25 protein-coding genes and 1 riboswitch are annotated in these 22,721 nt (G+C 66.4%); of the genes, 12 read left to right on the top strand and 13 right to left on the bottom strand.

The features are described 5' to 3' along the window. Positions 1 to 99 precede the first annotated feature (99 nt). Positions 100 to 170, top strand: a riboswitch (S-adenosyl-L-homocysteine riboswitch). A gap of 66 nt (positions 171 to 236) precedes the next feature. The 4 genes from ahcY (at position 237) to BLV60_RS18385 (ending at position 3,984) form a co-directional block, all read left to right on the top strand. Beyond that, the gene (gene ahcY / locus BLV60_RS18400) at positions 237 to 1,676 is read left to right on the top strand and encodes an adenosylhomocysteinase (RefSeq protein ID WP_093056703.1); all 1,440 of its coding nucleotides are present in this window, start codon (positions 237 to 239) and stop codon (positions 1,674 to 1,676) included. 10 nt (positions 1,677 to 1,686) lie between these two features. Next, complete coding sequence (locus BLV60_RS18395; protein WP_093056702.1) at positions 1,687 to 2,469, top strand: TlyA family RNA methyltransferase; 783 nt, start codon at positions 1,687 to 1,689, stop codon at positions 2,467 to 2,469. A gap of 10 nt (positions 2,470 to 2,479) precedes the next feature. Next, complete coding sequence (gene metF, locus BLV60_RS18390; RefSeq protein ID WP_093056701.1) at positions 2,480 to 3,304, top strand: methylenetetrahydrofolate reductase [NAD(P)H]; 825 nt, start codon at positions 2,480 to 2,482, stop codon at positions 3,302 to 3,304. A gap of 62 nt (positions 3,305 to 3,366) precedes the next feature. Next, complete coding sequence (locus tag BLV60_RS18385; RefSeq protein ID WP_093056700.1) at positions 3,367 to 3,984, top strand: septal ring lytic transglycosylase RlpA family protein; 618 nt, start codon at positions 3,367 to 3,369, stop codon at positions 3,982 to 3,984. A 19-nt stretch (positions 3,985 to 4,003) separates the two neighbouring features. Here BLV60_RS18385 and BLV60_RS18380 read toward each other — a convergent pair whose 3' ends face one another. Then, the gene (locus tag BLV60_RS18380; protein WP_093056699.1) at positions 4,004 to 4,954 is read right to left on the bottom strand and encodes a 23S rRNA (adenine(2030)-N(6))-methyltransferase RlmJ; all 951 of its coding nucleotides are present in this window, start codon (positions 4,952 to 4,954) and stop codon (positions 4,004 to 4,006) included. A gap of 197 nt (positions 4,955 to 5,151) precedes the next feature. On the opposite strand from BLV60_RS18380, the gene rplM reads away from it, so the two are divergent. The 4 genes from rplM to mdtD all read left to right on the top strand — a co-directional run bounded on the left by rplM (position 5,152) and on the right by mdtD (position 8,046). Further along, positions 5,152 to 5,583 carry a 50S ribosomal protein L13 gene (gene rplM / locus BLV60_RS18375; RefSeq protein WP_028259766.1) on the top strand — a complete coding sequence of 144 codons (432 nt, stop codon included), beginning with the start codon at positions 5,152 to 5,154 and terminating at the stop codon, positions 5,581 to 5,583. A gap of 12 nt (positions 5,584 to 5,595) precedes the next feature. After that, complete coding sequence (rpsI, locus tag BLV60_RS18370) at positions 5,596 to 5,988, top strand: 30S ribosomal protein S9 (RefSeq protein ID WP_093056698.1); 393 nt, start codon at positions 5,596 to 5,598, stop codon at positions 5,986 to 5,988. Between the two features lie 186 nt (positions 5,989 to 6,174). After that, positions 6,175 to 6,540 carry an iron-sulfur cluster insertion protein ErpA gene (gene erpA / locus BLV60_RS18365; protein WP_007827949.1) on the top strand — a complete coding sequence of 122 codons (366 nt, stop codon included), beginning with the start codon at positions 6,175 to 6,177 and terminating at the stop codon, positions 6,538 to 6,540. Between the two features lie 81 nt (positions 6,541 to 6,621). After that, a complete protein-coding gene (mdtD, locus tag BLV60_RS18360; protein WP_093056697.1) occupies positions 6,622 to 8,046 on the top strand; it encodes a multidrug transporter subunit MdtD in 1,425 nt (474 codons plus the stop codon). Positions 8,047 to 8,053: 7 nt separating this feature from the next. Here mdtD and BLV60_RS18355 read toward each other — a convergent pair whose 3' ends face one another. Together BLV60_RS18355 and BLV60_RS18350 are read right to left on the bottom strand one after the other, a co-directional pair. Next, a complete protein-coding gene (locus BLV60_RS18355; protein WP_093056696.1) occupies positions 8,054 to 9,178 on the bottom strand; it encodes an anhydro-N-acetylmuramic acid kinase in 1,125 nt (374 codons plus the stop codon). A 39-nt stretch (positions 9,179 to 9,217) separates the two neighbouring features. Further along, entirely contained in the window at positions 9,218 to 10,564 is a 1,347-nt protein-coding gene (locus tag BLV60_RS18350) for a M23 family metallopeptidase (RefSeq protein WP_093056695.1), read from the bottom strand. 184 nt (positions 10,565 to 10,748) lie between these two features. Here BLV60_RS18350 and tyrS point away from each other — a divergent pair, with 184 nt between their 5' ends. Beyond that, entirely contained in the window at positions 10,749 to 11,957 is a 1,209-nt protein-coding gene (gene tyrS / locus BLV60_RS18345; protein WP_093056694.1) for a tyrosine--tRNA ligase, read from the top strand. A gap of 7 nt (positions 11,958 to 11,964) precedes the next feature. Here the strand turns inward: tyrS and BLV60_RS18340 are convergent, their stop codons facing one another. Further along, positions 11,965 to 12,594 carry an OmpA family protein gene (locus tag BLV60_RS18340; RefSeq protein WP_256216853.1) on the bottom strand — a complete coding sequence of 210 codons (630 nt, stop codon included), beginning with the start codon at positions 12,592 to 12,594 and terminating at the stop codon, positions 11,965 to 11,967. Beyond that, the gene (locus BLV60_RS18335; RefSeq protein ID WP_093056693.1) at positions 12,591 to 13,136 is read right to left on the bottom strand and encodes a FecR family protein; all 546 of its coding nucleotides are present in this window, start codon (positions 13,134 to 13,136) and stop codon (positions 12,591 to 12,593) included. The genes BLV60_RS18340 and BLV60_RS18335 overlap by 4 nt, the downstream gene beginning before the upstream one ends. 150 nt (positions 13,137 to 13,286) lie before the next feature. Between BLV60_RS18335 and BLV60_RS18330 the strand changes: the two genes are divergently transcribed. Beyond that, a complete protein-coding gene (locus tag BLV60_RS18330; protein ID WP_093056692.1) occupies positions 13,287 to 14,204 on the top strand; it encodes a cation diffusion facilitator family transporter in 918 nt (305 codons plus the stop codon). Further along, positions 14,201 to 14,644, top strand: coding sequence for a D-aminoacyl-tRNA deacylase (gene dtd / locus BLV60_RS18325; RefSeq protein WP_093056691.1), 444 nt, complete (start codon positions 14,201 to 14,203; stop codon positions 14,642 to 14,644). Before BLV60_RS18330 ends, dtd begins: the two co-directional genes overlap by 4 nt. 13 nt (positions 14,645 to 14,657) lie before the next feature. On the opposite strand, the gene ybeY is transcribed toward dtd, so the two are convergent. Continuing rightward, the gene (ybeY, locus tag BLV60_RS18320; protein ID WP_093056690.1) at positions 14,658 to 15,125 is read right to left on the bottom strand and encodes an rRNA maturation RNase YbeY; all 468 of its coding nucleotides are present in this window, start codon (positions 15,123 to 15,125) and stop codon (positions 14,658 to 14,660) included. Position 15,126: 1 nt separating this feature from the next. Then, complete coding sequence (locus tag BLV60_RS18315) at positions 15,127 to 16,083, bottom strand: PhoH family protein (protein ID WP_176928823.1); 957 nt, start codon at positions 16,081 to 16,083, stop codon at positions 15,127 to 15,129. A 20-nt stretch (positions 16,084 to 16,103) separates the two neighbouring features. Between BLV60_RS18315 and ruvA the strand changes: the two genes are divergently transcribed. Beyond that, positions 16,104 to 16,676, top strand: a complete 573-nt coding sequence (gene ruvA / locus BLV60_RS18310) for a Holliday junction branch migration protein RuvA (RefSeq protein WP_093056689.1) — start codon at positions 16,104 to 16,106, stop codon at positions 16,674 to 16,676. A gap of 203 nt (positions 16,677 to 16,879) precedes the next feature. Here ruvA and BLV60_RS18305 read toward each other — a convergent pair whose 3' ends face one another. Genes BLV60_RS18305 through BLV60_RS18280 form a run of 6 tightly spaced genes read right to left on the bottom strand, consistent with a single transcriptional unit; the run spans position 16,880 to position 22,699 of the window. After that, entirely contained in the window at positions 16,880 to 17,476 is a 597-nt protein-coding gene (locus tag BLV60_RS18305; protein ID WP_093056688.1) for a YdeI/OmpD-associated family protein, read from the bottom strand. Then, entirely contained in the window at positions 17,473 to 18,429 is a 957-nt protein-coding gene (locus BLV60_RS18300; protein ID WP_093056687.1) for a phosphatidate cytidylyltransferase, read from the bottom strand. The genes BLV60_RS18305 and BLV60_RS18300 overlap by 4 nt, the downstream gene beginning before the upstream one ends. After that, a complete protein-coding gene (locus BLV60_RS18295) occupies positions 18,426 to 19,151 on the bottom strand; it encodes a lysophospholipid acyltransferase family protein (RefSeq protein WP_371127381.1) in 726 nt (241 codons plus the stop codon). Before BLV60_RS18295 ends, BLV60_RS18300 begins: the two co-directional genes overlap by 4 nt. Then, the gene (locus BLV60_RS18290; protein WP_093056686.1) at positions 19,148 to 19,597 is read right to left on the bottom strand and encodes a hypothetical protein; all 450 of its coding nucleotides are present in this window, start codon (positions 19,595 to 19,597) and stop codon (positions 19,148 to 19,150) included. The genes BLV60_RS18295 and BLV60_RS18290 overlap by 4 nt, the downstream gene beginning before the upstream one ends. Beyond that, positions 19,587 to 20,936, bottom strand: coding sequence for a phosphatase PAP2/dual specificity phosphatase family protein (locus tag BLV60_RS18285; RefSeq protein ID WP_093056685.1), 1,350 nt, complete (start codon positions 20,934 to 20,936; stop codon positions 19,587 to 19,589). The genes BLV60_RS18290 and BLV60_RS18285 overlap by 11 nt, the downstream gene beginning before the upstream one ends. Continuing rightward, entirely contained in the window at positions 20,933 to 22,699 is a 1,767-nt protein-coding gene (locus BLV60_RS18280) for a bifunctional alpha/beta hydrolase/class I SAM-dependent methyltransferase (RefSeq protein WP_093056684.1), read from the bottom strand. Before BLV60_RS18280 ends, BLV60_RS18285 begins: the two co-directional genes overlap by 4 nt. Positions 22,700 to 22,721: the final 22 nt, after the last annotated feature.

Here is a 22,721-nt window from a genome sequence, read left to right as displayed (position 1 = left end):
TGAGGAAATCGTAACCAGAGGTCAATATCGCTCCGAGGGTGACAAATGTCAGCCAAGCCCCGAGCATTGGCGCAGGCTCTTGCCCCGTCTACAATCCGCCGTTCCGAGGAGCGTTGCAGCGCCGTCAGGCGTGAGGCTCGGACCACACATCGCAACCACGCTCACCCGCTGTTCTTGCGGTGAGTCCGTTCCCCGTACGCAGCGGCATCTTTCAAACCAGTTTTGTTGGAGTTCCCATGAGCGCTGTTCTCAAGCCCACCCCCGTTTCGACCGCCGACCAGGCGATCGCCGACCTGTCCCTCGCCGCCTGGGGCCGCAAGGAAATCAAGATCGCGGAAACCGAGATGCCCGGCCTGATGGCCATCCGCGAAGAGTTCTCGAAGGCGCAGCCTCTGAAGGGCGCGCGCATCACGGGCTCGCTGCACATGACCATTCAAACGGCCGTGCTGATCGAGACGCTGCAGGCGCTAGGCGCGACCGTGCGCTGGGCCTCGTGCAACATCTTCTCGACGCAGGACCACGCCGCCGCCGCCATCGCCGCGGCAGGTACGCCGGTGTTCGCCATCAAGGGTGAGTCGCTGAAGGATTACTGGGACTACACCCACGCCATCTTCGACTTCGGTCCCAAGGACTCGAAGGGCGAAGGCCCGAACATGATCCTGGACGACGGCGGCGACGCCACGCTGCTGATGCACCTGGGCCAGCGCGCCGAGAAGGACCTGGGCGTGCTCGCCAACCCGGGCAGCGAGGAAGAGCGCATTCTCTTCGCCGCCATCAAGGCCAAGCTGGCCGTCGATTCGACCTGGTACACCCGCAAGTCGGCCGAGATCATCGGCGTGACCGAGGAAACCACCACCGGCGTGCACCGCCTGAACGAGATGAGCGCCAAGGGCACGCTGCTGTTCCGCGCCATCAACGTGAACGACTCGGTCACCAAGAGCAAGTTCGACAACCTGTACGGCTGCCGCGAATCGCTGGTGGACGGCATCAAGCGCGCCACTGACGTGATGATCGCCGGCAAGGTGGCCTGCGTGGCCGGCTACGGCGACGTGGGCAAGGGCTCGGCACAGGCACTGCGCGCACTGTCGGCGCAAGTGTGGGTCACCGAGATCGACCCGATCAACGCCCTGCAGGCCGCGATGGAAGGCTACAAGGTCGTGACGATGGAATATGCCGCCGACAAGGCCGACATCTTCGTGACGACCACCGGCAACAAGGACGTCATCACGCACGACACGATGGTCAAGATGAAGGACCAGGCCATCGTCTGCAACATCGGTCACTTCGACAACGAGATCGACGTCGCGTCGATCGAGAAGTACGAATGGGAAGAAATCAAGCCGCAGGTCGACCACATCAAGTTCCCGGACGGCAAGAAGATCATCCTGCTGGCCAAGGGCCGCCTCGTGAACCTGGGCTGCGGCACGGGCCACCCGAGCTTCGTGATGTCGTCGTCGTTCGCGAACCAGACCATCGCCCAGATCGAGCTGTTCACCAAGCCCGATGCCTACCAGGCCGGCAAGGTCTACGTGCTGCCCAAGCACCTGGACGAGAAGGTCGCGCGCCTGCACCTGAAGAAGGTCGGCGCCATGCTCACCGAGCTGACCGACGCGCAGGCCGCCTACATCGGCGTGAGCAAGAACGGCCCGTACAAGCCGGACACGTACCGCTACTGATCGACAACGGATGCGCGCTGATCAACTGTTGGTGGAGCGCGGCCTGGCCGCGTCGCGTTCGCAAGCGGTGCGGCTCATTGCCGGCGGCCTGCGCTGGCGCGACGCGGGCACGAGCGACGCGTGGCGCTCGGTCGTCAAGAACAAGGACGACGTGCCCGAGTCGGCCGAGCTCGAGTTGGCCGATGCGGCCGAGGCGCGCTATGTGTCGCGCGGCGGACTCAAGCTCGAAGGCGCGCTGGCCGAGAGCGGCATCGACCCTTCCGGCAAGCTGTGCCTCGACGTGGGCCAGTCGACTGGCGGTTTTACCGATTGCCTGCTGCAGCGTGGTGCCGCGAAGGTGGTTGGCGTCGATGTCGGCCATGGGCAACTGCATGCGCGGTTGCGCGATGACGAGCGCGTGGTTGCCATCGAAGGCGTCAATGCGCGTGCGTTGTCGCCCGATGACCTGGAAGAAGAAGGCGAGTCGCGTTTCGACCTGATCGTTGGCGACCTCTCGTTCATTTCGCTCACGCTGGTGCTGCCGGCGGTGGTCGAATTTCTGGCGGACGACGGGCGTCTGCTGATGCTGGTCAAGCCGCAGTTCGAACTGCAGCCCGGCCAGGTCGGCAAGGGCGGCATCGTGCGCGACGAGTCGATGTATGCGGTGGTCGAGAAGCGCCTGCACGATGCCTGCGAGGCGCTGGGCCTGCGGGTGCTGCAGTGGTTCGACAGCCCGATCGCCGGAGGCGACGGCAACCGCGAGTTTTTCATTCACGCCGTTCGTGCCGTCCAGGACGCGAACGACGGTTCCTAAGGAGACGCAGGTGCGCCTTCCGCTGAGTTTCGAATTCTTCCCGACCAAGACGCCCGAAGGCGCGGTCAAGCTGCGCGCCGTGCGCCAGCAGCTGTATGTGCGCAAGCCGCAGTTCTGCTCGGTCACGTACGGCGCGGGCGGCTCCACGCACCAGGGCACTTTCGGTGCGGTGCAGGAGATCCTGTCCGAAGGCGTGGACGCCGCGAGCCACTTCTCGTGCATTGGCGCCACGCGCGCCACGGTGCGCGAGCAGCTCGCCGAGCTGAAGGCCATGGGCGTCAAGCGCCTCGTGGCCCTGCGCGGCGACCTGCCGAGCGGCTACGGCATCGGCGGCGAATTCCTGTATGCGAGCGACCTCGTTGCCTTCATCCGCGAAGAGACCGGCCGAGACTTCCACATCGAGGTGGCCTGCTACCCCGAGATCCATCCGCAGGCCCGTTCGCCCGAGGCTGATCTGCAGGCCTTTGCCGCCAAGGTGAAGGCGGGCGCCGATTCGGCAATCACGCAGTACTTCTTCAGCCCCGAGGCCTACTTCCGCTTCGTCGACGACGCGCGCAAGCTGGGGCTCGACACGCCGATCGTGCCGGGCATCATGCCGATCACGAGCTCGACGCAGCTCATGCGCTTCTCGGACGCCTGCGGCGCCGAGATTCCGCGCTGGATCCGCCTGCGTCTGCAAAGCTTCGGCGACGACACGGCATCGATCAAGGCCTTCGGCCTCGACGTGGTGACCGACCTGTGCGCGCGCCTGCGCGACGGTGGCGCCCCGGCACTGCACTTCTACACGATGAACCAGTCGGCGGCCACGCTGGCTGTACTGGAGCGCCTCGATTGAGAGGGCGCGCGGGGCTTCGTGCAGTCCTGGTCGCTGCGACCTGCGTTCTCGCCGGTTGCGCCATGCCGCCGGCCACGGACGCCGAAGGCGGAACGGGGAAGCTGCTGCCCTTGCCCCGCGCCATCGCGGTGCCGCCGGGCGCGGCGCCGCGTTCGAGCGTGCCGTCGGTGCGCTATGACCTGGCGGTGTCCGGAATGGGCGAACAGACGCCGGACGATGGCGTGCCCGGCGACGACGGGCCGCGCGAAATCTTCGAGCGCGGCGGCGCCTCCTGGTACGGCATCCAGTTCCACCAGCGCAAGACCGCCAGCGGCGAGCGCTTCGACATGACCGCCCTGACGGCGGCCCACAAGACCCTGCCTTTCAACACGCGCGTGTGCGTGCGCAGCCTCGTCAACGGCAGCGAGGTGCTGGTGCGCATCAACGACCGCGGGCCCTATGCAGCGGGTCGCGTGATCGACCTGAGCCGTGCGGCGGCCGACCGCATCGGCCTGACGGGCCTGGGCATCAAGCAGGTGGCGCTGTCGATCGTCGACCGTGAAGGGATGCGCTGCGGTGGTTTGCCGGTGGAGGCAGGCGATGCGTCGGCGCCAGTGGCGGCTGCGGCCGTGCAGCAGCGAGCCAGGTCGCCGGTGCCCGCGCGGCGCAAGGTGATCGTGCCGCCTCGTCGCCGTAAATAAGAAACGAAAAGGCGGAGGCTCAGCCGCCCGAATCGAGCGAGAAGGCGGCGTGCCGGTCTTGCGCCAGGCGCTCCACCAGCTGCGGCAGCGCAGCCGCCAGCAGCGGCTTCAGCGTGTACGGCGGATTGATCAGGAACATGCCGCTGGCCGGCAGCCCCGGCCGGTGGGTTTCGCCCGACGCATCCGTCGTGATCTTGCTGGACTTGACCGTCAGCGTGGCGTGCAGCCACGACTTGCCGGCCTTGGTCGCCATCGTCTTGAGCCGGCGCGGCAGGTCGTGCGCCTCGGGGCGCGGAATGATCGGATACCAGATCGCGTAGGTGCCGGTGGCAAAGCGCTTGAGCGCCTCGGCCGCGAAATCGAGCACCCGGCCGTAGTCGGTCTTCATCTCGTAGCTGGGGTCCATAAGCACCAGCGCGCGGCGCGACGGCGGCGGCAGGAACTTGGTGGCGCTGCCGAAGCCGTCTTCGCGCAGCACCGCGATCTGGCGGCCGGCCTCGAGCTGGGCGATGTTGGCGTCCAGCGTGCGGGCGTCGGTCGGGTGCAGCTCGAACAGCTTGAGCTTGTCGTGGTCGCGCAGCAGGTGCTGCACGATGAACGGCGAGCCGGGATAGACGCGCGCGCCGCCCTTGGGGTTGAAGTCGTGGATCACGCTGAGGTAGCGGGCGATAGCGTCGGCCAGCGGGGCTTCGGCTTCGGGCGCTACCTTTTTGCTAGCGGACTTCGCTGCGGGGGCGGGCGTGGGGGGCTCTTTCTTGTCTGAAAGAAGGCGCAGGATGCCGTCGGCCGCTTCGCCGCTCGTGCCGGCATAGTCGCCGTCGAGCCGATACAGGCCGGCGCCGGCGTGGGTGTCGACGACCGTCAGGGCTGCCTCTTTTTCAAGCAGATGGTCGAGCGTGGCAATCAGCACCGTGTGCTTGAGCACGTCGGCGTGGTTGCCGGCATGGAAGGCGTGGCGGTAACTGAACATAGGGGGAGGATGGTAACGGTGTTGGGCCGCACATATGCGAATTTGCCAGCACAGGGCCATTCTTTATATAATCGCGGGCTTCGCAGCGTTTTTGTGGCCCCGCGGCGAAGACTACCTTCCCACCTAAGAGATTCCCGTCAGAGGAACGCCGACCGTGGAAAAGGGCCCGACAAACCCTCTTTTCAAGAGAAAAACTCATGACCAAAACGTTCAGCGCCAAGCCCGCTGACGTGACGCACGAGTGGTTTGTGATTGACGCGACCGACAAGGTCCTCGGACGAGTAGCCAGCGAAGTTGCTCTCCGTTTGCGCGGCAAACACAAGGCCATTTACACGCCTCACGTCGATACCGGTGACTTCATCGTCATCATCAACGCCGCGCAACTGCGCGTCACCGGCGCCAAGTCGATCGACAAGGTGTACTACCGTCACTCGGGCTACCCGGGCGGTATCACGGCGACGAACTTCCGCGACATGCAATCCAAGCACCCGGGCCGCGCCCTGGAAAAGGCTGTCAAGGGCATGCTGCCCAAGGGCCCGCTCGGTTACGCGATGATCAAGAAACTCAAGGTGTACGGTGGTGCTGAGCACCCGCATACCGCCCAACAGCCCAAAGTGCTGGAACTGTAAGGAGCCTTGAGAATGATTGGTGAATGGAACAATGGCACCGGCCGTCGCAAATCGAGCGTCGCCCGCGTGTTTCTGAAAAAAGGCACCGGCAAGATCACGGTCAACGGCAAGGACATCCAAGAGTTCTTCGGCCGCGAAACCTCGATCATGATTGCCAAGCAGCCCCTCGCGCTGACCAACAACCTCGAAGCTTTCGACGTGATGGTGAACGTGAACGGTGGCGGCGAATCGGGTCAAGCCGGCGCCACGCGCCACGGCATCACCCGTGCGCTGATCGACTACGACGCGTCGCTCAAGCCCGTCCTGAGCCAAGCCGGCTTCGTGACGCGCGATGCACGTGAAGTCGAACGTAAGAAGGTCGGTCTGCACTCCGCCCGTCGTCGCAAGCAGTTCAGCAAGCGCTGATCCACTGTTCGCTGCGAACAAAAAGCCGCCTTCGGGCGGCTTTTTCATTGGAAGCCCTCTTGGCGCCAGGGCCTCCAACCCCACTTGCATTGGGGTGCACGCCACACCCAGCCTGCCGAGAATGCGGCATTGCAGTAGCATTCGTTCCATTGGCCGCATGTCCGGCCCCCTAGGAGTTATCACCCCATGAGCGCCGTTGCCGAAAACATCCAGACCCAGATGCCCGAGCCGATCGTCTTCACAGACAGTGCGGCTGCCAAGGTGGCCGACCTGATCGCCGAGGAAGGCAATCCCGACCTGAAGCTGCGCGTGTTCGTGCAGGGTGGCGGCTGCTCCGGCTTCCAGTACGGTTTCACTTTCGATGAAATCACCAATGAAGACGACACCACCATGACCAAGAACGGCGTGTCGCTGTTGATCGACGCCATGAGCTACCAGTACCTGGTCGGCGCCGAGATCGACTACAAGGAAGACCTGCAAGGCGCCCAGTTCGTGATCAAGAACCCGAACGCCACCAGCACCTGCGGCTGCGGATCGAGCTTCTCGGCCTGATGCCTGAATGCTGCTGACCCAGCTTCCCCAATAAGCCGCCTCCGGGCGGCTTTTTCGTTCCTGCTTCTCTTTTCCCTGCCTATGAACTCCGAGGCTGACGCCGCCGTCAATCCCGTTCGCAAGAGCCTGTTGTGGCTCGTCGCCGTCGGCTTCTTCATGCAGACGCTCGACGCCACCATCATCAACACCGCACTGCCGGCGATGGCCGCGAGCCTCGGCGAGAGCCCGCTGCGCATGCAGTCAGTGGTGGTGGCATATGCGCTCACCATGGCGATGCTGATTCCCGCTTCGGGCTGGATTGCCGACCGCTTCGGCACGCGGCGCATCTTTTTCTCGGCGATCGTGCTGTTCGCCGCCGGATCGGTGCTGTGCGCGCTCTCGCACGGACTGGGCCAGTTGGTGGCCGCCCGGGTGGTTCAGGGCCTGGGCGGCGCGTTGCTGCTGCCTGTGGGGCGCCTGGCGCTGCTGCGCACGGTGCCGCGTGGGGAATTCCTGCAGGCGATGAGCTTTGTCGCCATTCCGGGCCTCATAGGACCCTTGCTGGGCCCCACGCTGGGCGGCTGGCTGGTGCAGTACGCCTCGTGGCACTGGATCTTCCTGATCAACGTGCCCGTGGGGCTGCTGGGCTGCATTGCCACGCTCAAGTACATGCCCGACCTGCGCGGCGTGGTGCAGAAGCGTTTCGACAGCGTGGGCTACGCGATGCTGGCCTTCGGCATGGTAGCGATTTCGCTCTCGCTCGACGGCGTGGGCCTGCGCCAGGGCGGCGTGATGGTCGTGCTGATCTTCGGCTTCGCGAGCATCGTCGCCTACTGGCTGCGCGCTTCGCGTACGCCCGAGCCTCTGTTTGCGCCTTCGCTGTTTCATGTGCCGACGCTCAGCATCGGCCTGATCGGCAACCTGTTCTCGCGGCTGGGCAGCAGCTGCATGCCTTTCCTGGTGCCGCTGCTGCTTCAGGTGTCGATGGGCTATTCACCGGTGCGCGCCGGGCTGATGATGCTGCCGATCGCGTTGGCCGGCATGGCCATGAAGCGCTTCGCCACGCCGCTGATCACGCGCCACGGCTACCGCAAGGTGCTGGTGGTCAACACCATCCTCGTGGGCTGCACGATGGCCAGCTTCGGGCTGACGGCACCGGGCCAGCCGATGGCGCTGCATGTGCTGCAGCTGCTGGCTTTCGGCGCGGTCAACTCGCTGCAGTTCACCGCGATGAACACGATCACGCTGAAGGACCTGGACGGCAGCATGGCCAGCAGCGGCAACAGCCTGCTGTCGATGGTGCAGATGCTGGCAATGAGCCTGGGCGTGGCCGCCGCGGGTGCCGTGCTGGCGGGTTACAACGGCATCTTCGGCACCGAAACGCCTGCGCACACGCTGGATGCCTTTCAGGCCACCTTTGCAAGTATGGGGCTGATCACGGTGGCTTCAGCGATGATCTTCTGGCATCTTCCCTCGGAAGTACGAGCACCGCACCCCGCGCAGCCGGAGGTTTCCGGCCAGGGCTGAGGGCGAATCAGGCGGGGTAGATCGCGCCGAGCACCCGTGCCCCGCGTGCGCCAGTCACGCTGGCCAGATTGCCGGCCTCGCGCCGGACGGTCGCGCGGGCAAGCCATGCAAACGCCGCCGCCTCGACTTGTTGGGGCGGCAGGCCGTGATCGGTCGAAGCCGCCACATGGATGCCAGGCAGCAGGGCGCGCAGGCGGTCTAGCAGATGGTCGTTCAGCGCGCCACCGCCGCAGACGATCAGCAGCTTGCTATCTTTTCCATAGTTCTTCACGTCCGCCGCACAAACCTGTGCGGTCAATTCGGCCAGTGTCGCCTGCACATCGGCAGGCGCCATCGTCGTGGTGCCGAGCTGGGCGGCGAGCCAGGTCGGGTTGAACAGGTCGCGCCCGGTGCTCTTCGGCGGCGTCTTGGCGAAGTACGGGTCGGCCAGCAACTGCGAGAGCAGGGCGGGCAGCACCTGCCCGCTGGCAGCCCATTGGCCGCCACGGTCGAAGGGCTGGCCCTGGTTGGTCTGGCACCAGTGATCCATCAGCGCGTTGCCTGGGCCACAGTCGAAACCGAGCACGGTGGCGCCGCCCACCGTATTCGTCGCCGGCAGCAGGCTCAGGTTGGAAATGCCGCCGATGTTCAGCACGGCGACCGTTTCGTCGGCCCGAGCGAACAGCGCGCGGTGAAAGGCCGGCACCAGCGGCGCACCCTGGCCGCCGGCCGCGAGGTCGCGGCTGCGGAAGTCGCCGACCACGTCGATGCCGGTCAGTTCGGCCAGCAGCGAGGGGCTGTTGACTTGCAGGGTGTAGCCGACATCGTCGAACTCGAGCGGCCGGTGGCGCACCGTCTGGCCGTGCGCACCGATGGCGGTGACGGCCTTGGCGCCGGTGCCGCTGTCCGCCAGCAACTGGGCGACCACACCGGCATACGCACGCGCCAGCCCGTTGCCGGCAAGTGCCGCGCGGTGCAGTTCGTTGTCGCCAGGAGTGTTGAGTGCGAGCAGTTCGGCGCGCAAAGCCACGGGAAACTGCGCCGTGGCGTAGGCCTGCACCGCGATGCGGCCACCGGAAAAGTCGGCGAGCACGCCATCGACGCCATCGAGCGAGGTGCCTGACATCAGGCCGATGAAAAGTTCGGCGGCCATCTTTGGATCAGGGCTGGAGAGGCCGGCCGCGCGACGGAATCAGTCGGCGCTGGCCTGGATGACCGAGAAGGCAGCCGCCAGCTCGGTGCGCGCACCCACGGCGACACGCTCGAAAGCCGGGCGCATGGCGGCGGTGATCGGCGCGCCGCCTTCCTGTGCGATGGAAGCCGGGTCTTGATAGACGCCGCCCACGCGGAATTCGAAGTGCAGGTGCGGGCCGGTGGCCCAGCCGGTGGAGCCCACCGCGCCGACCGTCTGGCCCTGGCTCACGGCCTGGCCGGCCTTGACGTCGATGCGGCTCAAATGCGCGTACGCCGTCTGCTGGTTGTTGCGGTGATTGATGATGACGATGTTGCCGTAGCCGTTCTGCGTGCCCGCGAAATCGACCGTGCCGTCGCCGACCGAGCGCACCGAGGTACCCGTAGGAGCCGCGTAGTCGATGCCGTTGTGCTGGCGCCAGCTGTTCAGGATCGGGTGCATGCGCATCGCGAAGCCGCTGGACACGCGCGAGAACTCGACCGGCGTCGCCAGGTAGGCCTTGCGCAGGCTGTCGCCGTTCGGGCGGTAGTAGCTGCCCTTCTGGCCCGCGCCCGGAGGCTGGAACCAGACGGCCTGGTGGATCTTTCCGTTGTTCTCGAACTCGGCCGACAGCACGCGGCCGCTGCGCAGCGCCTGTCCGTCGGCTTCGAAGGTTTCGTACACCACGGCGAAGCGGTCGCCCTTGCGCAGGGCGCGCACGTCGACGTCGCCCGCGAAGATGTCGGCCAGCTGGCTTGCCACCGCGTCGGGAATGCGCGAGTCGTCGGTGGCGGCGAACAGCGAGGTGCGGATGGTGCCGCTCGCCAGGCGCGTGCCCGGCGTGAGCATGTCGCGCTCGGTCACGCCGGCAAAGCCGGTGGGCGTGCGTTCGATGACGAAGCGCTTGAAGCCGCCGTCGCCATCGGGAATCCAGCGGGCGCTGAGCTTCTTGAGCTGGTTTTCCTGCGTGGCCTCGGCCGTCACGGTGCGGCCGGCGCGCGAGAACAGCGCGTTGCGGGCTTCCACGCTGCTGCGCACGAAGGCGGTGGCGGCCGGGTCGGAAATGCCCAGGCGCTTCATCAGTGCCTCGGCCGTGTCGCTCGAACGGGTGACGTCGGTGCGGAACAGGGTGAAGCTGAAGTTTTCGAGCGATTCGCTCTGGTCGGCGAACGAGATTGGCGCCGTCGCTTCGAGAATCTGGTGGACCGGGAGGTCGGATGCGTCAGGACCGAGCGATGCCACCGCGAGGGTGCCGGCGCTCAGCAGCGCGGCAGCAATGACCGCGGTGATCTGCTTGGGGTACGTCCGGAATGTATAGGCCACGCGAGAAGCAAGTAGCTCCTCGGCAGCAAGAATGCCGTTGATCAAACTGTGAATTCCAGCTCAGGTTCTGCAAATCCGTGCTGCAAGGCCCAGTACGTTCAGGGCGGCAGCAGACGGTGCGGAAAAAAGCGCCGCTTAGAATTCGGCGCTTGAAAAGTCGGGCTGAGTATAGCTTCGGCACCCCCAAAGTCAGCTAAAAAAGCCCGTAAAGGCCGAATCTGTTACATCCATGAGCCTCTCAAATAGTGTAGGACGCGCGCTAGAAATATCCCTCCGCGGCGCTGACGAGCTGCTGCCGCAGGACGAGTGGGTGCGCAAGCTCCAGCGCTCCGAAGCCACCGGGACCCCCCTGCGCATCAAATTCGGCCTGGACCCGACGGCACCGGATATTCATCTGGGTCACACGGTGGTTTTCAACAAGATGCGCCAGTTGCAAGACCTGGGCCACACGGTGATCCCGCTTATCGGCGACTTCACCACCACCATCGGCGACCCTTCCGGGCGCAACAGCACCCGGCCGCCACTGACCCGCGAGCAGATCGAGGCCAATGCGGCGACCTACTTCGACCAGCTGCGCCTGGTGCTGAACGTCGATATCGCCGAAGTCCGCTACAACTCCGAGTGGAGCGACCCCTTGGGCGCGCGCGGCATGATCCAGCTCGCCGCCAAGTACACGGTGGCCCGGATGATGGAGCGCGACGACTTCAACAAGCGCTTCAAGGGCGGCCAGTCGATCTCGGTGCACGAATTCCTCTACCCGCTGATGCAGGGCTACGACTCGGTCGCGCTCAAGAGCGACCTCGAACTGGGCGGCACCGACCAGAAATTCAACCTGCTCGTCGGTCGTCATCTCCAGCAGGAATATGGCCAAGAACCGCAGTGCATACTCACTATGCCGCTGCTGGAAGGGCTCGACGGCGTCGAAAAGATGTCGAAGAGCAAGAACAATTACATCGGTATCAGCGAAGACGCCAACACCATGTTTGCCAAGGTGCTGTCGATTTCCGACGACCTGATGTGGCGCTGGTACACGCTGCTGAGCTTCCAGTCGCTGGAGCAGATCGCGGCGCTGAAGGCCGAGATCGAGGGCGGCCGCAATCCGAAGGACGCCAAGGTCGCGCTGGCCAAGGAAATCACCACGCGCTTCCACAGTGCGGCGGCGGCGGACGCGGCCGAGCAGGATTTCATCAACCGCAGCAAGGGTGGCGTGCCGGACGAGATTCCGGAGGTGTCGCTGTCGGGTGCTCCGCTGGGCATCGCCCAACTGCTCAAGCAGGCGAACCTGGCGCCTTCGACCTCGGAAGGCAATCGCCTGATCGACGGTGGCGGCGTGCGTATCGATTCAGCCGTGGTCAGCGACAAGGCGCTGAAGCTGCCCGCAGGCAGCTACGTGGTGCAGGTCGGCAAGCGCAAGTTCGCCCGCGTGACCCTGAGCTGAGGGTTTTTCAGCGAACCTCGATGGTGACGCGCCGGTTGCGCGGCTCGTCCACCTCGTCGGCAGTCGGGACGGCCAGGTCGCGCTCGCCGCGGCCCACGGCCTCGATGCGGTTGGCCGGGAACTGGCGCTCCACGAAGAGCTGGACCACTTCCTGCGCCCGACGACGCGACAACTGGTCATTCTGCTCGCCGCTGCCCTTGGTGTCGGTGTGGCCCGTGACCACGATGTCGCCGCCGCTGCGCGCCAACGCCGCAGCCAGCGCCTCGGTCATGATCTGCTGCGAAGCCGGCGTCAACGTGGTGCCGCCGAGCTCGAAATACACCGTGTAGCGCTGCGGCGGAGGCGGGCGCATGTCGAACAGCGGCTTGTTCTCTGCCTGCACCTTGGCCGGATCGGCCTGGTCGACCACCGGAGCGCCCTTTGCGCCCACTGCGGCCGTGGCGCGCTGGTAAGGCGTGGAAAGCACTTCTTCTCCGTCCTTGGCGCGCACCACCACTGCCGATGGCTTGCCGTCCGCCTGCGGCAGCAGCACCACCCGCGTGCCGGGCGTCGAGCATGCGGCCAGCAGCAGGGCGGCCAGCGCGGCCGGAAGAAGGAATGCGAGGCGGGACTGTTGGGGCTTGGGAGTCTTCATCATGGCTGGCCGTCGGCTTGCACGATGAAGTCGGTGCCGCGAATGCCGATGGTGGCCGTCTGCGTCTCGACCCGCACTGCGTCGGGATTGGTCTTGCCGATCAGGCCGGTGATCATGCGCATGGAGCCTCGCAGCAGCGAGACCAGCATGCCGCCTTCGTGCGTCGTGCCGTCGAAGTGGAATTCCTTCAGGTCGAGCCGCGACGAGGGGCCGACCACCAGTGTCGTGTCGTCGCGCAGCACCACGGAGGCCGAGGAGTCGGGGCCGGTCACGATGCGGTCCACGGCGCCCAGCGCGTCGCCGGGGCTGGCCGCGCGGGTGGCGCCGGCGCCGTTGAGCAGTTGCACGTTGCCGCGCACGAACTTCACGAAGCCCGCCTGGGAATCCGCCTTGGCGGCGGGGGCGGCTGTAGCAGGCGCCGGCGCGGACGCGGCTGCGGCAGGTGGCGCCGCCACGGGAGCGGCCGATGGCGTCTGGGCTTGTGCCAGCGCGGCCGAGGCCACAATGGCGAGGCCGCCCAAGGCGATCACGAGGTTTTTCATCATCTGGGCTCTCTGCGAAGGACAGTTTCGCGTTGGTCGCAAATTATTAATGCGAAGGCGTTACATGTAGACACGGAGCCGATAATTCAGGCAGTTCTTGCGGCCTTTTACCGCTTTTTGCGTTGCCTTCTGCCCAATTCCCATGGTTTTTGCATGACGTTGACCCCCAAGACGCTGCTGCGTGTGTCCGTTGCCGTGGCCTTGATCACGATTGTGCTCAAGGGCCTGGCTGGCTACATGACGAATTCGATGGGCCTGATCTCGGACGCGATGGAGTCCTTCGTGAACCTGGCGAGCGCCATGTTCGCGCTGGCCATGGTGACCATCGCCGAGCGGCCCGCCGACGACGACCATCCCTACGGCCACCACAAGGCCGAGTACTTTTCCTCGGGCTTCGAAGGCATCCTGATCGTGGGCGCGGCCATTGCGATCCTCTGGGTGTCCATCCAGCGCCTGCTGTCGCCGCAGCCGCTGGAGCAGCTGGGCTGGGGCCTGGCGCTGTCGGTGCTCAGCTCGGGCTTCAACGCGGGGCTGGCTTTCATGCTCTTCCGCGCGGCACGCACGCACCGTTCGATCGCGCTGGAGGCCGACGGCCGCCACCTGATGACCGACGTCTGGACCTCCGCCGCCGTTGTGGTCGGCATCGTCGGCGTGCAGTTCAGCGGCTGGCTCTGGCTCGACCCGTTGCTGGCCATCGGCGTAGCGCTCAACATCGTGCGCGAGGGCGTCAAGCTGGTGTGGCGCTCGTCGCAGGGCCTGATGGACGAAGCCCTCGACCCCGAAACCCTCGCCACCGTGCGCGCCACCCTCGACGCCTTCGCCGCCCGCATGCCGGAAGGCACGCGGCTGCGCTTCGACGACATGGTGACCCGCAGCGCCGGCCAGCGCCGCTTTGCCGACCTGCACATGCACGTGCCCGGCGACTGGACCCTGCAGCATGCCGCCAACATGCGCGACCAGCTGGAGCAGGCCCTGATGGACGCCGTGCCCGGCCTGCGCGTGACGATCCAGCTCCTGCCCCTGACCATGGAAGCCCGCGCCACCCAGGCTGGCGAACATCACGCCTTATGAAAGCTGTTCTCCAACGCGTGGCAAATGCACGCGTCGACATTGCCGGCCGCACCGTCGGCGCCATTGACGCAGGCCTGCTCGTGCTGCTGTGTGCAGAGCGCGGCGACGTCGACGCGCTCGCCGACCGCATGCTCGCCAAGATTCTCAAGCTGCGCATCTTCTCGGACGAGGCCGGCAAGATGAACCGCAGCGTGCAGGACATCGGCGGCGGCCTGCTGGTGGTGAGCCAGTTCACGCTGGCGGCCGACGTGAGCGGCGGCAATCGCCCCAGCTTCACCCAGGCCGCGCCGCCCGACGAAGGCCGCCGGCTCTACGAGTACTTCGTGGCGCAGGCGCGGGCCGCGCACCCGGTGGTGGCCACCGGCGAGTTCGGCGCCGACATGCAGGTGCACCTGCTGAACGACGGGCCCGTCACCATCCCGCTGCAGATGACGGCGTAGCGGCGGCCGTTATTTATTTGCCGTACGGGCTGCGAATGCCCAGTCCCGCGAGGATCTCGATTTCGTAGGCCTCCATCTCGTCAGCGTCGGCCTCGCTGGTCTCGTGGTCCCAGCCCTGCGCATGCAGCGTGCCGTGCACCAGCAGGTGTGCGTAGTGGTCGGCCAGCGTCTTGCGGTTTTCCTTCGCCTCGCGCGCCACCACCGGAGCGCACAGCACCAGGTCGGCCATCACCAGCGGGCTTTGCGCGTAGTCGAAGGTCAGCACGTTGGTTGCGTAGTCCTTACCGCGAAACTCGCGGTTCAGGCGCTGGCCCTCGTCGGCGTCGACGATGCGCACCGTGATCTCGCCGTCGATGTCGAGCGCATGGCGGATCCAGCGCGTCACGCTGTGGCGCGGCAGCGCGGCGCGATGGCGCTCCACGCCCTTGAAACGCCCGAACTGCAGCGAGAGCGAAAGTGCGGGAAGTGCGGATGCGGCCATCTCAGTGGGCTCCCGCGCGCTTGCGCTGGCCGTCGTAAGCATCGACGATCTTCGCCACAAGCGGGTGGCGCACCACGTCCACGCTCGTGAAGTGCGTCATGGCAATGCCGTTCACGCGCTTGAGCACGCGTTCGGCGTCGATCAGCCCGCTCAGCTGCTGCTTGGGCAGGTCGATCTGGCTCACGTCGCCCGTCACCACCGCGCGCGCGCCGAAGCCGATGCGTGTGAGGAACATCTTCATCTGCTCGGGCGTGGTGTTCTGTGCCTCGTCGAGGATCACGAAGGCGTTGTTCAGCGTGCGCCCACGCATGAAGGCCAGCGGCGCGATCTCGAGCGCATTTCGCTCGAAGGCCTTCTGCACTTTCTCGTAGCCCATCAGGTCGTAGAGCGCGTCGTACAGCGGGCGCAGGTACGGGTCGACTTTCTGTGTCAGATCACCCGGCAGAAAGCCCAGCCGCTCGCCTGCTTCCACCGCGGGCCGCGTCAGCACGATGCGCTGCACCGCGGCACGCTCCAGCGCATCGACCGCGCAGGCCACTGCGAGGTACGTCTTGCCGGTGCCGGCTGGGCCGATGCCGAAGGTGATGTCGTGCTTGGCGATGTTGTCGAGGTACAGCGCCTGCGTAGGCGTGCGTGCGCGCAGGTCGGCACGGCGGGTGACCAGCATCGCGATGTCGTCGTCGCCATCGAGCATTCCGCCGTCGCCGGCCAGCGTGAGCTGCACCACCGCCGCGTCGATGGGCCGCTGGGCAATTTCGTACAGCGCCTGCAGCACGTCCATTGCGCGCTGCGCGGAGGCCTGGGGGCCGTCGACCTTGAACTGTTCGTGACGGTGCGCGATCTTCACGCCCAACGCCTCTTCGATGCGGCGCAGGTGGGCGTCCAGAGGTCCGCACAGGTGGCCGAGGCGCGAATTGTTCAGTGGGGTAAAGGTGTGTCGCAGAATCACGCCGGACATTTCAAGGAAAAAGGGCACCCATGATAGGCAAACTGACCGGCACGCTGGCCGAACGCAACCCACCGCAGGTAGTTGTGGACTGCAACGGAGTCGGCTATGAGGTCGACGTGCCGATGAGCACGTTCTACAACCTGCCGAACCTCGGCGCGAAAGTCTCGCTGCTCACGCACTTCGTCGTGCGCGAGGACGCGCAGATTCTCTACGGCTTCGGCACTGCGGAGGAAAGGGCAGCCTTTCGCCAGCTCATCAAGATCACCGGCGTGGGGCCGCGCACCGCGCTCGGCCTGCTGTCGGGCATGAGCGTGGGCGAACTTTCGCAGGCGATCACAACGCAGGAACTCGGCCGGCTCGTGAAGATTCCGGGCATCGGCAAGAAGACCGCCGAGCGGCTGTTGCTTGAACTCAAGGGCAAGCTCGGCGCTGACATCGGCCTGCCGGCGCATGCGGCGTCCGATGCGCAGGCGGACATTCTCCAGGCGCTGATCGCGCTGGGCTACAGCGACAAGGAGGCCGCGCTTGCGCTCAAGGCGCTGCCAAAGGATGCGACGGTGAGCGAGGGCATCAAGATGGCGCTGAAGTCACTGGCTAAGTGAGCTTGGTTCGGGGCGCGATCACGCCGACGGCGTGATCTTTCAGCGCAGCGCTTAAACCTCCGGCACAACGGCAGCGCCCATGTGCGAATGGCACCGGGTGCTCCCCGCAGCGAAATAAAGGAGGAGGCCGTAGGCCGGGGGACATTCGCGGAGGGGAGTACCCGGTGTCATTCGCACGCACCCCAGAACGAAACTCTCGCCGCTCAGGGGTAGATCTTCTCGCCCTTGGCCAGCATCTCCACGAACTGCGCGATGCGCCGCGTCCGGGTCTCGGGCTTCTTCGCACCCTGAGTACGAAACAGCACCGAATAGCGGTTGCGCGCATCCAGCGTGGCGAAGAACTTTGCAGCTTTCTTGTTCGCGTCCAGCGCGGCCTGAAGATCGGGCGGCACTGTTGCCACGCTCGCGGCTTCGTAGGCCGCGTCCCAGCGCCCGTCGGCCTTCGCGCGCTCGATCTCGGCCAGTCCGGCCGGCTGCATGCGGCCTTCGTCTATGAGCTTCAGCACCTTTGTGCGGTTGATCTGCGACCAGATGCTGCGCTTGGTGCGCGGCGTGAAGCGTTGCAGGAAATACTGCGCGTCATCGCTCTTGCGCTGGCCGTCGATCCAGCCGTAGCACAGCGCTTCCTCGAGTGCGGCGGGGTGGTCGATGGAGGCGATGCCGCTGTCCTTCTTCGCGATGCGAAGCCATACGCCGGCGGCGGTCGCGTGGTGGCGCTTGAGCCAGCGTGTCCAAGACGCGGCATTGGTGCATTCGATCGGCGTGTCGTGCGGAATGCGCTCTGCCGTCTTCGTGCTCATGGCACCCACCAGTAGCGCAGCGCGTGGAAGTAGATCGGCGCCGCGAAGATCACCGAGTCGAGCCGGTCGAGCATGCCGCCATGGCCTTCGATCATCGAACCCCAGTCCTTCACGCCGCGGTCGCGCTTGATGGCCGACATCACCAATCCGCCGAAGAAACCCATCAGGCAGATCGTGAGCGCCATCAGCGCCGCCTGCCACGGGTTGAACGGCGTGGCCCAGTACAGCGCGGCGCCCAGCGCGGTGGCGCTCGCCACGCCGCCGATCAGGCCTTCCCAGGTCTTGGAGGGCGACAGCTCGGGCGCCACCTTGCGCTTGCCGAAGAGCTTGCCCCACACGTACTGCAGCACGTCGCTGCCTTGCACCACGATCACCAGGAACGCGATCAGAAGCAGGTTGCGACCTTCGAAGCCAGGAATCTGCAGTGTGAGCAGCGCCGGCACGTGGCTGATGCAGAACACGCACACCATCAGCCCCCACTGGATCTTCGAGGTGCGCTCCAGGAAGCGGCGCGTGTCGCCGCCGACCGCCGCCAGGATGGGCAGCAGCAGGAAGGCATAGACCGGGATGTAGATCGCGTAGAGCCCGTACCAGTCGATCCAGATCAGGAAATACTGCCCTGGCAGCGCGAGGTAGAAGGCCAGCGCGATCGGCGCGTGGTCGCCGCGCCGCGTGTAGGCCAGGCTGATGAACTCGCGCAGCGCATAGAACGAGATCAGATAGAACAGCACGATCACACCGCCCTTGCCGAAGGCAAAGGCAATGCCGATCACCGCCACCATCACCCACCACGCATTGACGCGCGAGTTGAGGTTGTCGATTACCGAATGCGGCTGGCCGTGCGCCACGCGCCACTTGAGCAGCGCGCCAATGGCCGAGGCCAGTATCAGCACGCCGGCCACGCCGCCGAAGAGCTTGAGCGTGGTCCACGCGAAGGGAGAGAGTTCGATCACGAGGCGCTCCCTCCGTTGCTTTGTTCGTTTTGTTGTTCGATGCGGTCGTATTCGGGGCGCAGGTCGAGCATCGCCGTGCGCGCGCGAGCGATGAAGGTGTTCTTGTCTTCCCCTTCGGCCAGCTTGATCGGCGCGCCGTAGCGCACCGTGCACGCGAGCGGAATAGGCACCAGCGTGCCCTTGGGTAGCACGCGTTTCAGGTTCTCGATCCACACGGGCACCAGCCGCACGTTGGGGCAGGCGCGCGCCAGGTGGAAGAGCCCGCTTTTCAGCGGCAGCAGGATCTCGTCGCCCGTGTTGCGCGTGCCCTCGGGGAACATGATGAGCGAGTCGCCGGCGTCCAGCGCCTCCTTCATCTGCTCGACAGGGTTCTCGCCCTGGCCCGATCCGTCGCGGCGGATCATCAGCGCATTGAACACGTCGGCGCCGATGAACTGGCGCGTCTTCGAGGCCATCCAGTAGTCCTGCCCGGCCACCGGCCGCGTGAGCGCGCGCAGATCGGGCGGCAGCGTGGCCCACAGCAGCACGAAGTCGCCGTGGCTCGTGTGGTTGGCGAAGTACAGCGTCTGCTCGGCCTTCGGCGTGGTGCCCGACCAGATGGCGCGCACCCCGGTCAGCAGCCCGGCCGCGCCGATGATCAGCTTGCCCGCCACGATGGCGAGCCCGCGCCGCAGCACGGTGCTTTCGGGCTTGTCGTTGTTCTTGTTGTTTTCTTCGGTCAAGAGAGGTCCTGTGTCATCAAGGCAAGGAGGAACAAGGCGCTCTGGCAGGCCACGACGATGGCATGGCGCTGCATGAGCTGTCGGGTGCCCTGCACGCGGTCGTCGAGCGGGCGCGTGGTGTTGTGTTGCGACGGCGGTGGCTCGCGCAGTCCGAGCGTGGAGAGCGCCTTGTCGAGCGCTTCGAGCGAAGCGACGGTGTTGCGCGCGAGGCCATCGAACAGCGCTTCGTCGAAGCGCAGCCGGAACGCGAAGTAGCGCTCCAGCGCGCCGAGGATCACGACCGCGCCGAAGCCCATGGTGGCCGTGGTCGAGAGCGAGCGCAGCGTCAGCGCAAGCACCAGCGCCGAGATGCAGGTGAGCGCGAAGCCCCAGAGGCCCAGCAGCGCGATGGCGCGCAGCAGGCCCGCCAGCGCGGCGCAGGTGGTTCGGTCGTTGTCATCGGTCATGGGGCGGTACCTCCGGCAAAGGTTTGAACGGCTCCAGTGACACCCGCCAGGCACCCCGCAGCACGATCTGCGGCCGTGCGCGGCGCACCGTGTCCTCGGCCTGGGCGACGCTGCCGGCCGGGCCGTAGCGGCCCAGCCAGGCGATCACCGCCGCAGCGCTGCGCGAGAAGCCGAGCGCGCAGCAGACCCACACTGTGGCACCGTCCGCGTTCCGGCGCTGGCCTTCGATGACGGCCGCCGCGCGCTGCAGGCGCACGGTTGGCGGCACCGTCAGGTCGAGCAGCGGCACGCAGCGCGCATGCGGCACGCCCGCGGGCATCTGCAGCTCGGCGCACAGGCTCACCAGCCGGGGCTGCCCGGCGGCCAGCCATTCGGCGTGCGTCGGCCGTCGGCCCAGCCGCAGGCCCGGCACCACTTCGACCGAAGCCGGCAGCTTGCGCGTCCAGAGCCAGGCGTTGATGGCGGCGGCGAGCCGATAGGGCGCCAGCATCCAGCGCGCGGCCCAAGCCATGCGGCCACGGCCGTCCATCTGGAAGCCGCGTGCGCCGAAGCCGATGTAGTTCAACGCCACCAGCGCCAGCGACGCAGCCGGCCATGCGAGCCACAGCGCGACGCCACCGCCGTACAGCGCGGCCGCCAGGAACAGCGCCGCGCCCACTGCATAGAAACCCACCAGCTTCCAGCGCTGCACATCGCGCGTGATGCGCCACGCGCGCGGCATCGACACCACGCGCTCCAGCGGCCACAGCCATACGCAGAGCAGGCCGAGCAGGGCACCGGTCGGAATGTCGATGAAGTGGTGCTGCCACGTCGTGAGCACCGACGCGCAGATGGCGAAGGCCCACACATGCAGCACCAGCCGCGCCCAGGGGGGCCGGATGAACTGCCGATACCAGTCCCACAGGATCACGGCCAGCGCGATGTGCAGCGAAGGCGCCTGGTTGAACGGCTGGTCGAACCCGCGCAGCGCGTTGAACAGAAAGGCCGGCGCCCCGTCGACCGGCGGCTGCCCGAAGCTGAAGTGCAGCGGCCAGAGGATGAAGCAGCTGCAGGCGACGAGCGTGGCCGTGACCAGCCGCAGCGCGTGCCGGTCGAGCGTGTGCCGGCTGCGCGCCAGGAACAGCGACAGCGCATAGAAGACGTTGATCGTCCAGTAAGGAAAGATCGTCCACGGCCAGAACGGCACTTGCCGCTCCCACTCGAAAGCCATCGACGGCACGTTCGCCCGCGTGGTCGCCCACCAGTTGGCGAAACCATAGGTCGCATAGAACAGCGGCCCCAGAAACACCAGCCATGCGGCGGCGCGCTTCCAGGGCCGTTGCGCCAGCCAGGCGGTCATTGCGTGACGCGCACTGCCAGCGACACCGTGAAGATGCCCCACTCGTCGACCCGCTGGTCGATCTTGCGGAAGCCCGCTTCTTCCACCAGCTGGTCCATCTCGTACTGGGTGCGACGGCGCATCACCCAGGCCTCACCCTGGCGGTGGCTGGTGAGGGCACGCGCGATCATCTCGAGCTGCGGGTGCCAGGGCTGTCCGGTGTAGACGAGGTAGCCGCGGTCTTCCACCGCGTCGCCCACGCCCGCGAGCGAGCGGCGCACCATCTCGTTGTCGGGGAACAGCTCGTACAGGCCCGACACCACGGCTAGCGTGGGCCGCGGCAATACGCTCGCGAGGCTCATACGGTCGAAGGCATCGGCCTGCACGAACTGCGCGACGTCTTCCAGGCCCTTCTCGGCGATGAGCGCCCGGCCATCGCGCACGTTGATGTCGCTGTAGTCGCGCAGCAGGATGGAGCTGGCCTTGACGGGGCTGGCCAGTACCGCGTCGAGCACGTAGCGGCCGTGGCCGGCGGCGATGTCCATCACGCGCACCTCGCGGTGCATGTCGGCCAGGCGCTCCATCGCGATGCGCAGAAGCTCCTCGACGTGGATCTTGCGCTGGCGGATGCCGCGCCAGCCGATGGAGTCCAGGTACGTCTTGTCGATGGAGCGGCCGATGGCGGAGCTGCCCTGCGGATGGTTGCGGTACACGTAGTCGAGCGTGCTGCCCGAGTCGAAGCCGGTGGCGTGGCCGAGCTTGATGCCTTCCGACATCGTGCCGCCCAGCTTCAGGCTCGCGCGGGTCATGGCCCAGTAGGCGCCGCGCGGCGACAGGGGCGACAGCGGCTCGGCCAGCGCACGCGACTCGTCGGCCGTGTCGCCGCTCAAGTGCGCCTCGCGGCGGTCCACCGGCACGGCCGGCTCGTCGAAGCGCTGCAGGATGAATTCGCGGATCTGCGCCACAGCCGGCGCCCGGTCTTTCTCGCCCAGCGTGTCGTGGAAGAAGCCTGGCAGCTCGGTCTTGGTCTTCACCGCGCTGCCCAGCCGCTCGAAGAACTGGTGCTGCGGCTTGTGGTGCACCACCCAGTCGGCGCCCGAGATGAGCAGCTGCACCGGCAGCGTGATCGCATTCGCGTCGGCCACCACGCGGTCAGCGGCTTCGTACAGGCCCAGCAGGATGTTGACCGCAATGGGCCGAGAGATCAGCGGATCGCTCTCGTAGCTGGCGATGCGTTCGGGGTCGTGCGTGAGGAACTTCGCCTTCACGTAGCTGTTGACGAAGAACAGGCCGCGCAGCTTGTGCATCAGCCCGAGCCCGGCGCGCGCGAACGGCACGTAGAGCTTGACCTTGAAGGCCGGCGAGGCGAGCGTGAGCCCGCGCACCTTGGGCGCGTAGTCGTGCGCCCAGGTGGCGATCAGCACCGCGCCCACGCTCTGCGCGACCACGTGGATGTCCTGCTCGGGCACGCCGTGTGCCGTGCCGATGTGCTGCACGAAGGTCTGCACGTCGCGCACCGAGGTGCCGAAGCTCGGGCTGTAGCCGCGCTGCCCGGGCGAGCGGCCATGGCCACGGGCGTCCCAGGCGAAGAAGTCGAAGTCGGGCAGGTTCAGTTCGTCGACCAGGTGCGCCATGCGCGCGCCGTGTTCATGGCCGCGATGGAACAGCACGATGGCGCCGCGCCGCGTGGCGCCCGTGGCCGGCCAGTGGCGGTAGAAAAGCGATTCGCCGTCGTGCGTCTGGAAATGAAGCTCGTTCGGAGCGCGTGGAGTGGTGTCGTTCATTGAATCCCTGTGAAATCTTGTA

Source organism: Variovorax sp. YR634 (assembly GCF_900106655.1).
Taxonomy (GTDB): Bacteria; Pseudomonadota; Gammaproteobacteria; order Burkholderiales; family Burkholderiaceae_C; genus Variovorax.
This window is presented reverse-complemented; position numbering and strand designations above follow the sequence as displayed.

Excerpts from the sequence above, each read along its gene's own strand:
- ahcY (WP_093056703.1), top strand. The coding sequence starts at position 237 with ATGAGCGCTGTTCTCAAGCCCACCCCCGTTTCGACCGCCGACCAGGCG.
- BLV60_RS18395 (WP_093056702.1), top strand. The coding sequence starts at position 1,687 with ATGCGCGCTGATCAACTGTTGGTGGAGCGCGGCCTGGCCGCGTCGCGT.
- BLV60_RS18385 (WP_093056700.1), top strand. The coding sequence starts at position 3,367 with ATGCCGCCGGCCACGGACGCCGAAGGCGGAACGGGGAAGCTGCTGCCC.
- BLV60_RS18380 (WP_093056699.1), bottom strand. The coding sequence starts at position 4,954 with ATGTTCAGTTACCGCCACGCCTTCCATGCCGGCAACCACGCCGACGTG.
- rplM (WP_028259766.1), top strand. The coding sequence starts at position 5,152 with ATGACCAAAACGTTCAGCGCCAAGCCCGCTGACGTGACGCACGAGTGG.
- rpsI (WP_093056698.1), top strand. The coding sequence starts at position 5,596 with ATGATTGGTGAATGGAACAATGGCACCGGCCGTCGCAAATCGAGCGTC.
- erpA (WP_007827949.1), top strand. The coding sequence starts at position 6,175 with ATGAGCGCCGTTGCCGAAAACATCCAGACCCAGATGCCCGAGCCGATC.
- mdtD (WP_093056697.1), top strand. The coding sequence starts at position 6,622 with ATGAACTCCGAGGCTGACGCCGCCGTCAATCCCGTTCGCAAGAGCCTG.
- BLV60_RS18355 (WP_093056696.1), bottom strand. The coding sequence starts at position 9,178 with ATGGCCGCCGAACTTTTCATCGGCCTGATGTCAGGCACCTCGCTCGAT.
- tyrS (WP_093056694.1), top strand. The coding sequence starts at position 10,749 with ATGAGCCTCTCAAATAGTGTAGGACGCGCGCTAGAAATATCCCTCCGC.
- BLV60_RS18340 (WP_256216853.1), bottom strand. The coding sequence starts at position 12,594 with ATGATGAAGACTCCCAAGCCCCAACAGTCCCGCCTCGCATTCCTTCTT.
- BLV60_RS18335 (WP_093056693.1), bottom strand. The coding sequence starts at position 13,136 with ATGATGAAAAACCTCGTGATCGCCTTGGGCGGCCTCGCCATTGTGGCC.
- BLV60_RS18330 (WP_093056692.1), top strand. The coding sequence starts at position 13,287 with ATGACGTTGACCCCCAAGACGCTGCTGCGTGTGTCCGTTGCCGTGGCC.
- dtd (WP_093056691.1), top strand. The coding sequence starts at position 14,201 with ATGAAAGCTGTTCTCCAACGCGTGGCAAATGCACGCGTCGACATTGCC.
- ybeY (WP_093056690.1), bottom strand. The coding sequence starts at position 15,125 with ATGGCCGCATCCGCACTTCCCGCACTTTCGCTCTCGCTGCAGTTCGGG.
- BLV60_RS18315 (WP_176928823.1), bottom strand. The coding sequence starts at position 16,083 with ATGTCCGGCGTGATTCTGCGACACACCTTTACCCCACTGAACAATTCG.
- ruvA (WP_093056689.1), top strand. The coding sequence starts at position 16,104 with ATGATAGGCAAACTGACCGGCACGCTGGCCGAACGCAACCCACCGCAG.
- BLV60_RS18305 (WP_093056688.1), bottom strand. The coding sequence starts at position 17,476 with ATGAGCACGAAGACGGCAGAGCGCATTCCGCACGACACGCCGATCGAA.
- BLV60_RS18290 (WP_093056686.1), bottom strand. The coding sequence starts at position 19,597 with ATGACCGATGACAACGACCGAACCACCTGCGCCGCGCTGGCGGGCCTG.
- BLV60_RS18285 (WP_093056685.1), bottom strand. The coding sequence starts at position 20,936 with ATGACCGCCTGGCTGGCGCAACGGCCCTGGAAGCGCGCCGCCGCATGG.
- BLV60_RS18280 (WP_093056684.1), bottom strand. The coding sequence starts at position 22,699 with ATGAACGACACCACTCCACGCGCTCCGAACGAGCTTCATTTCCAGACG.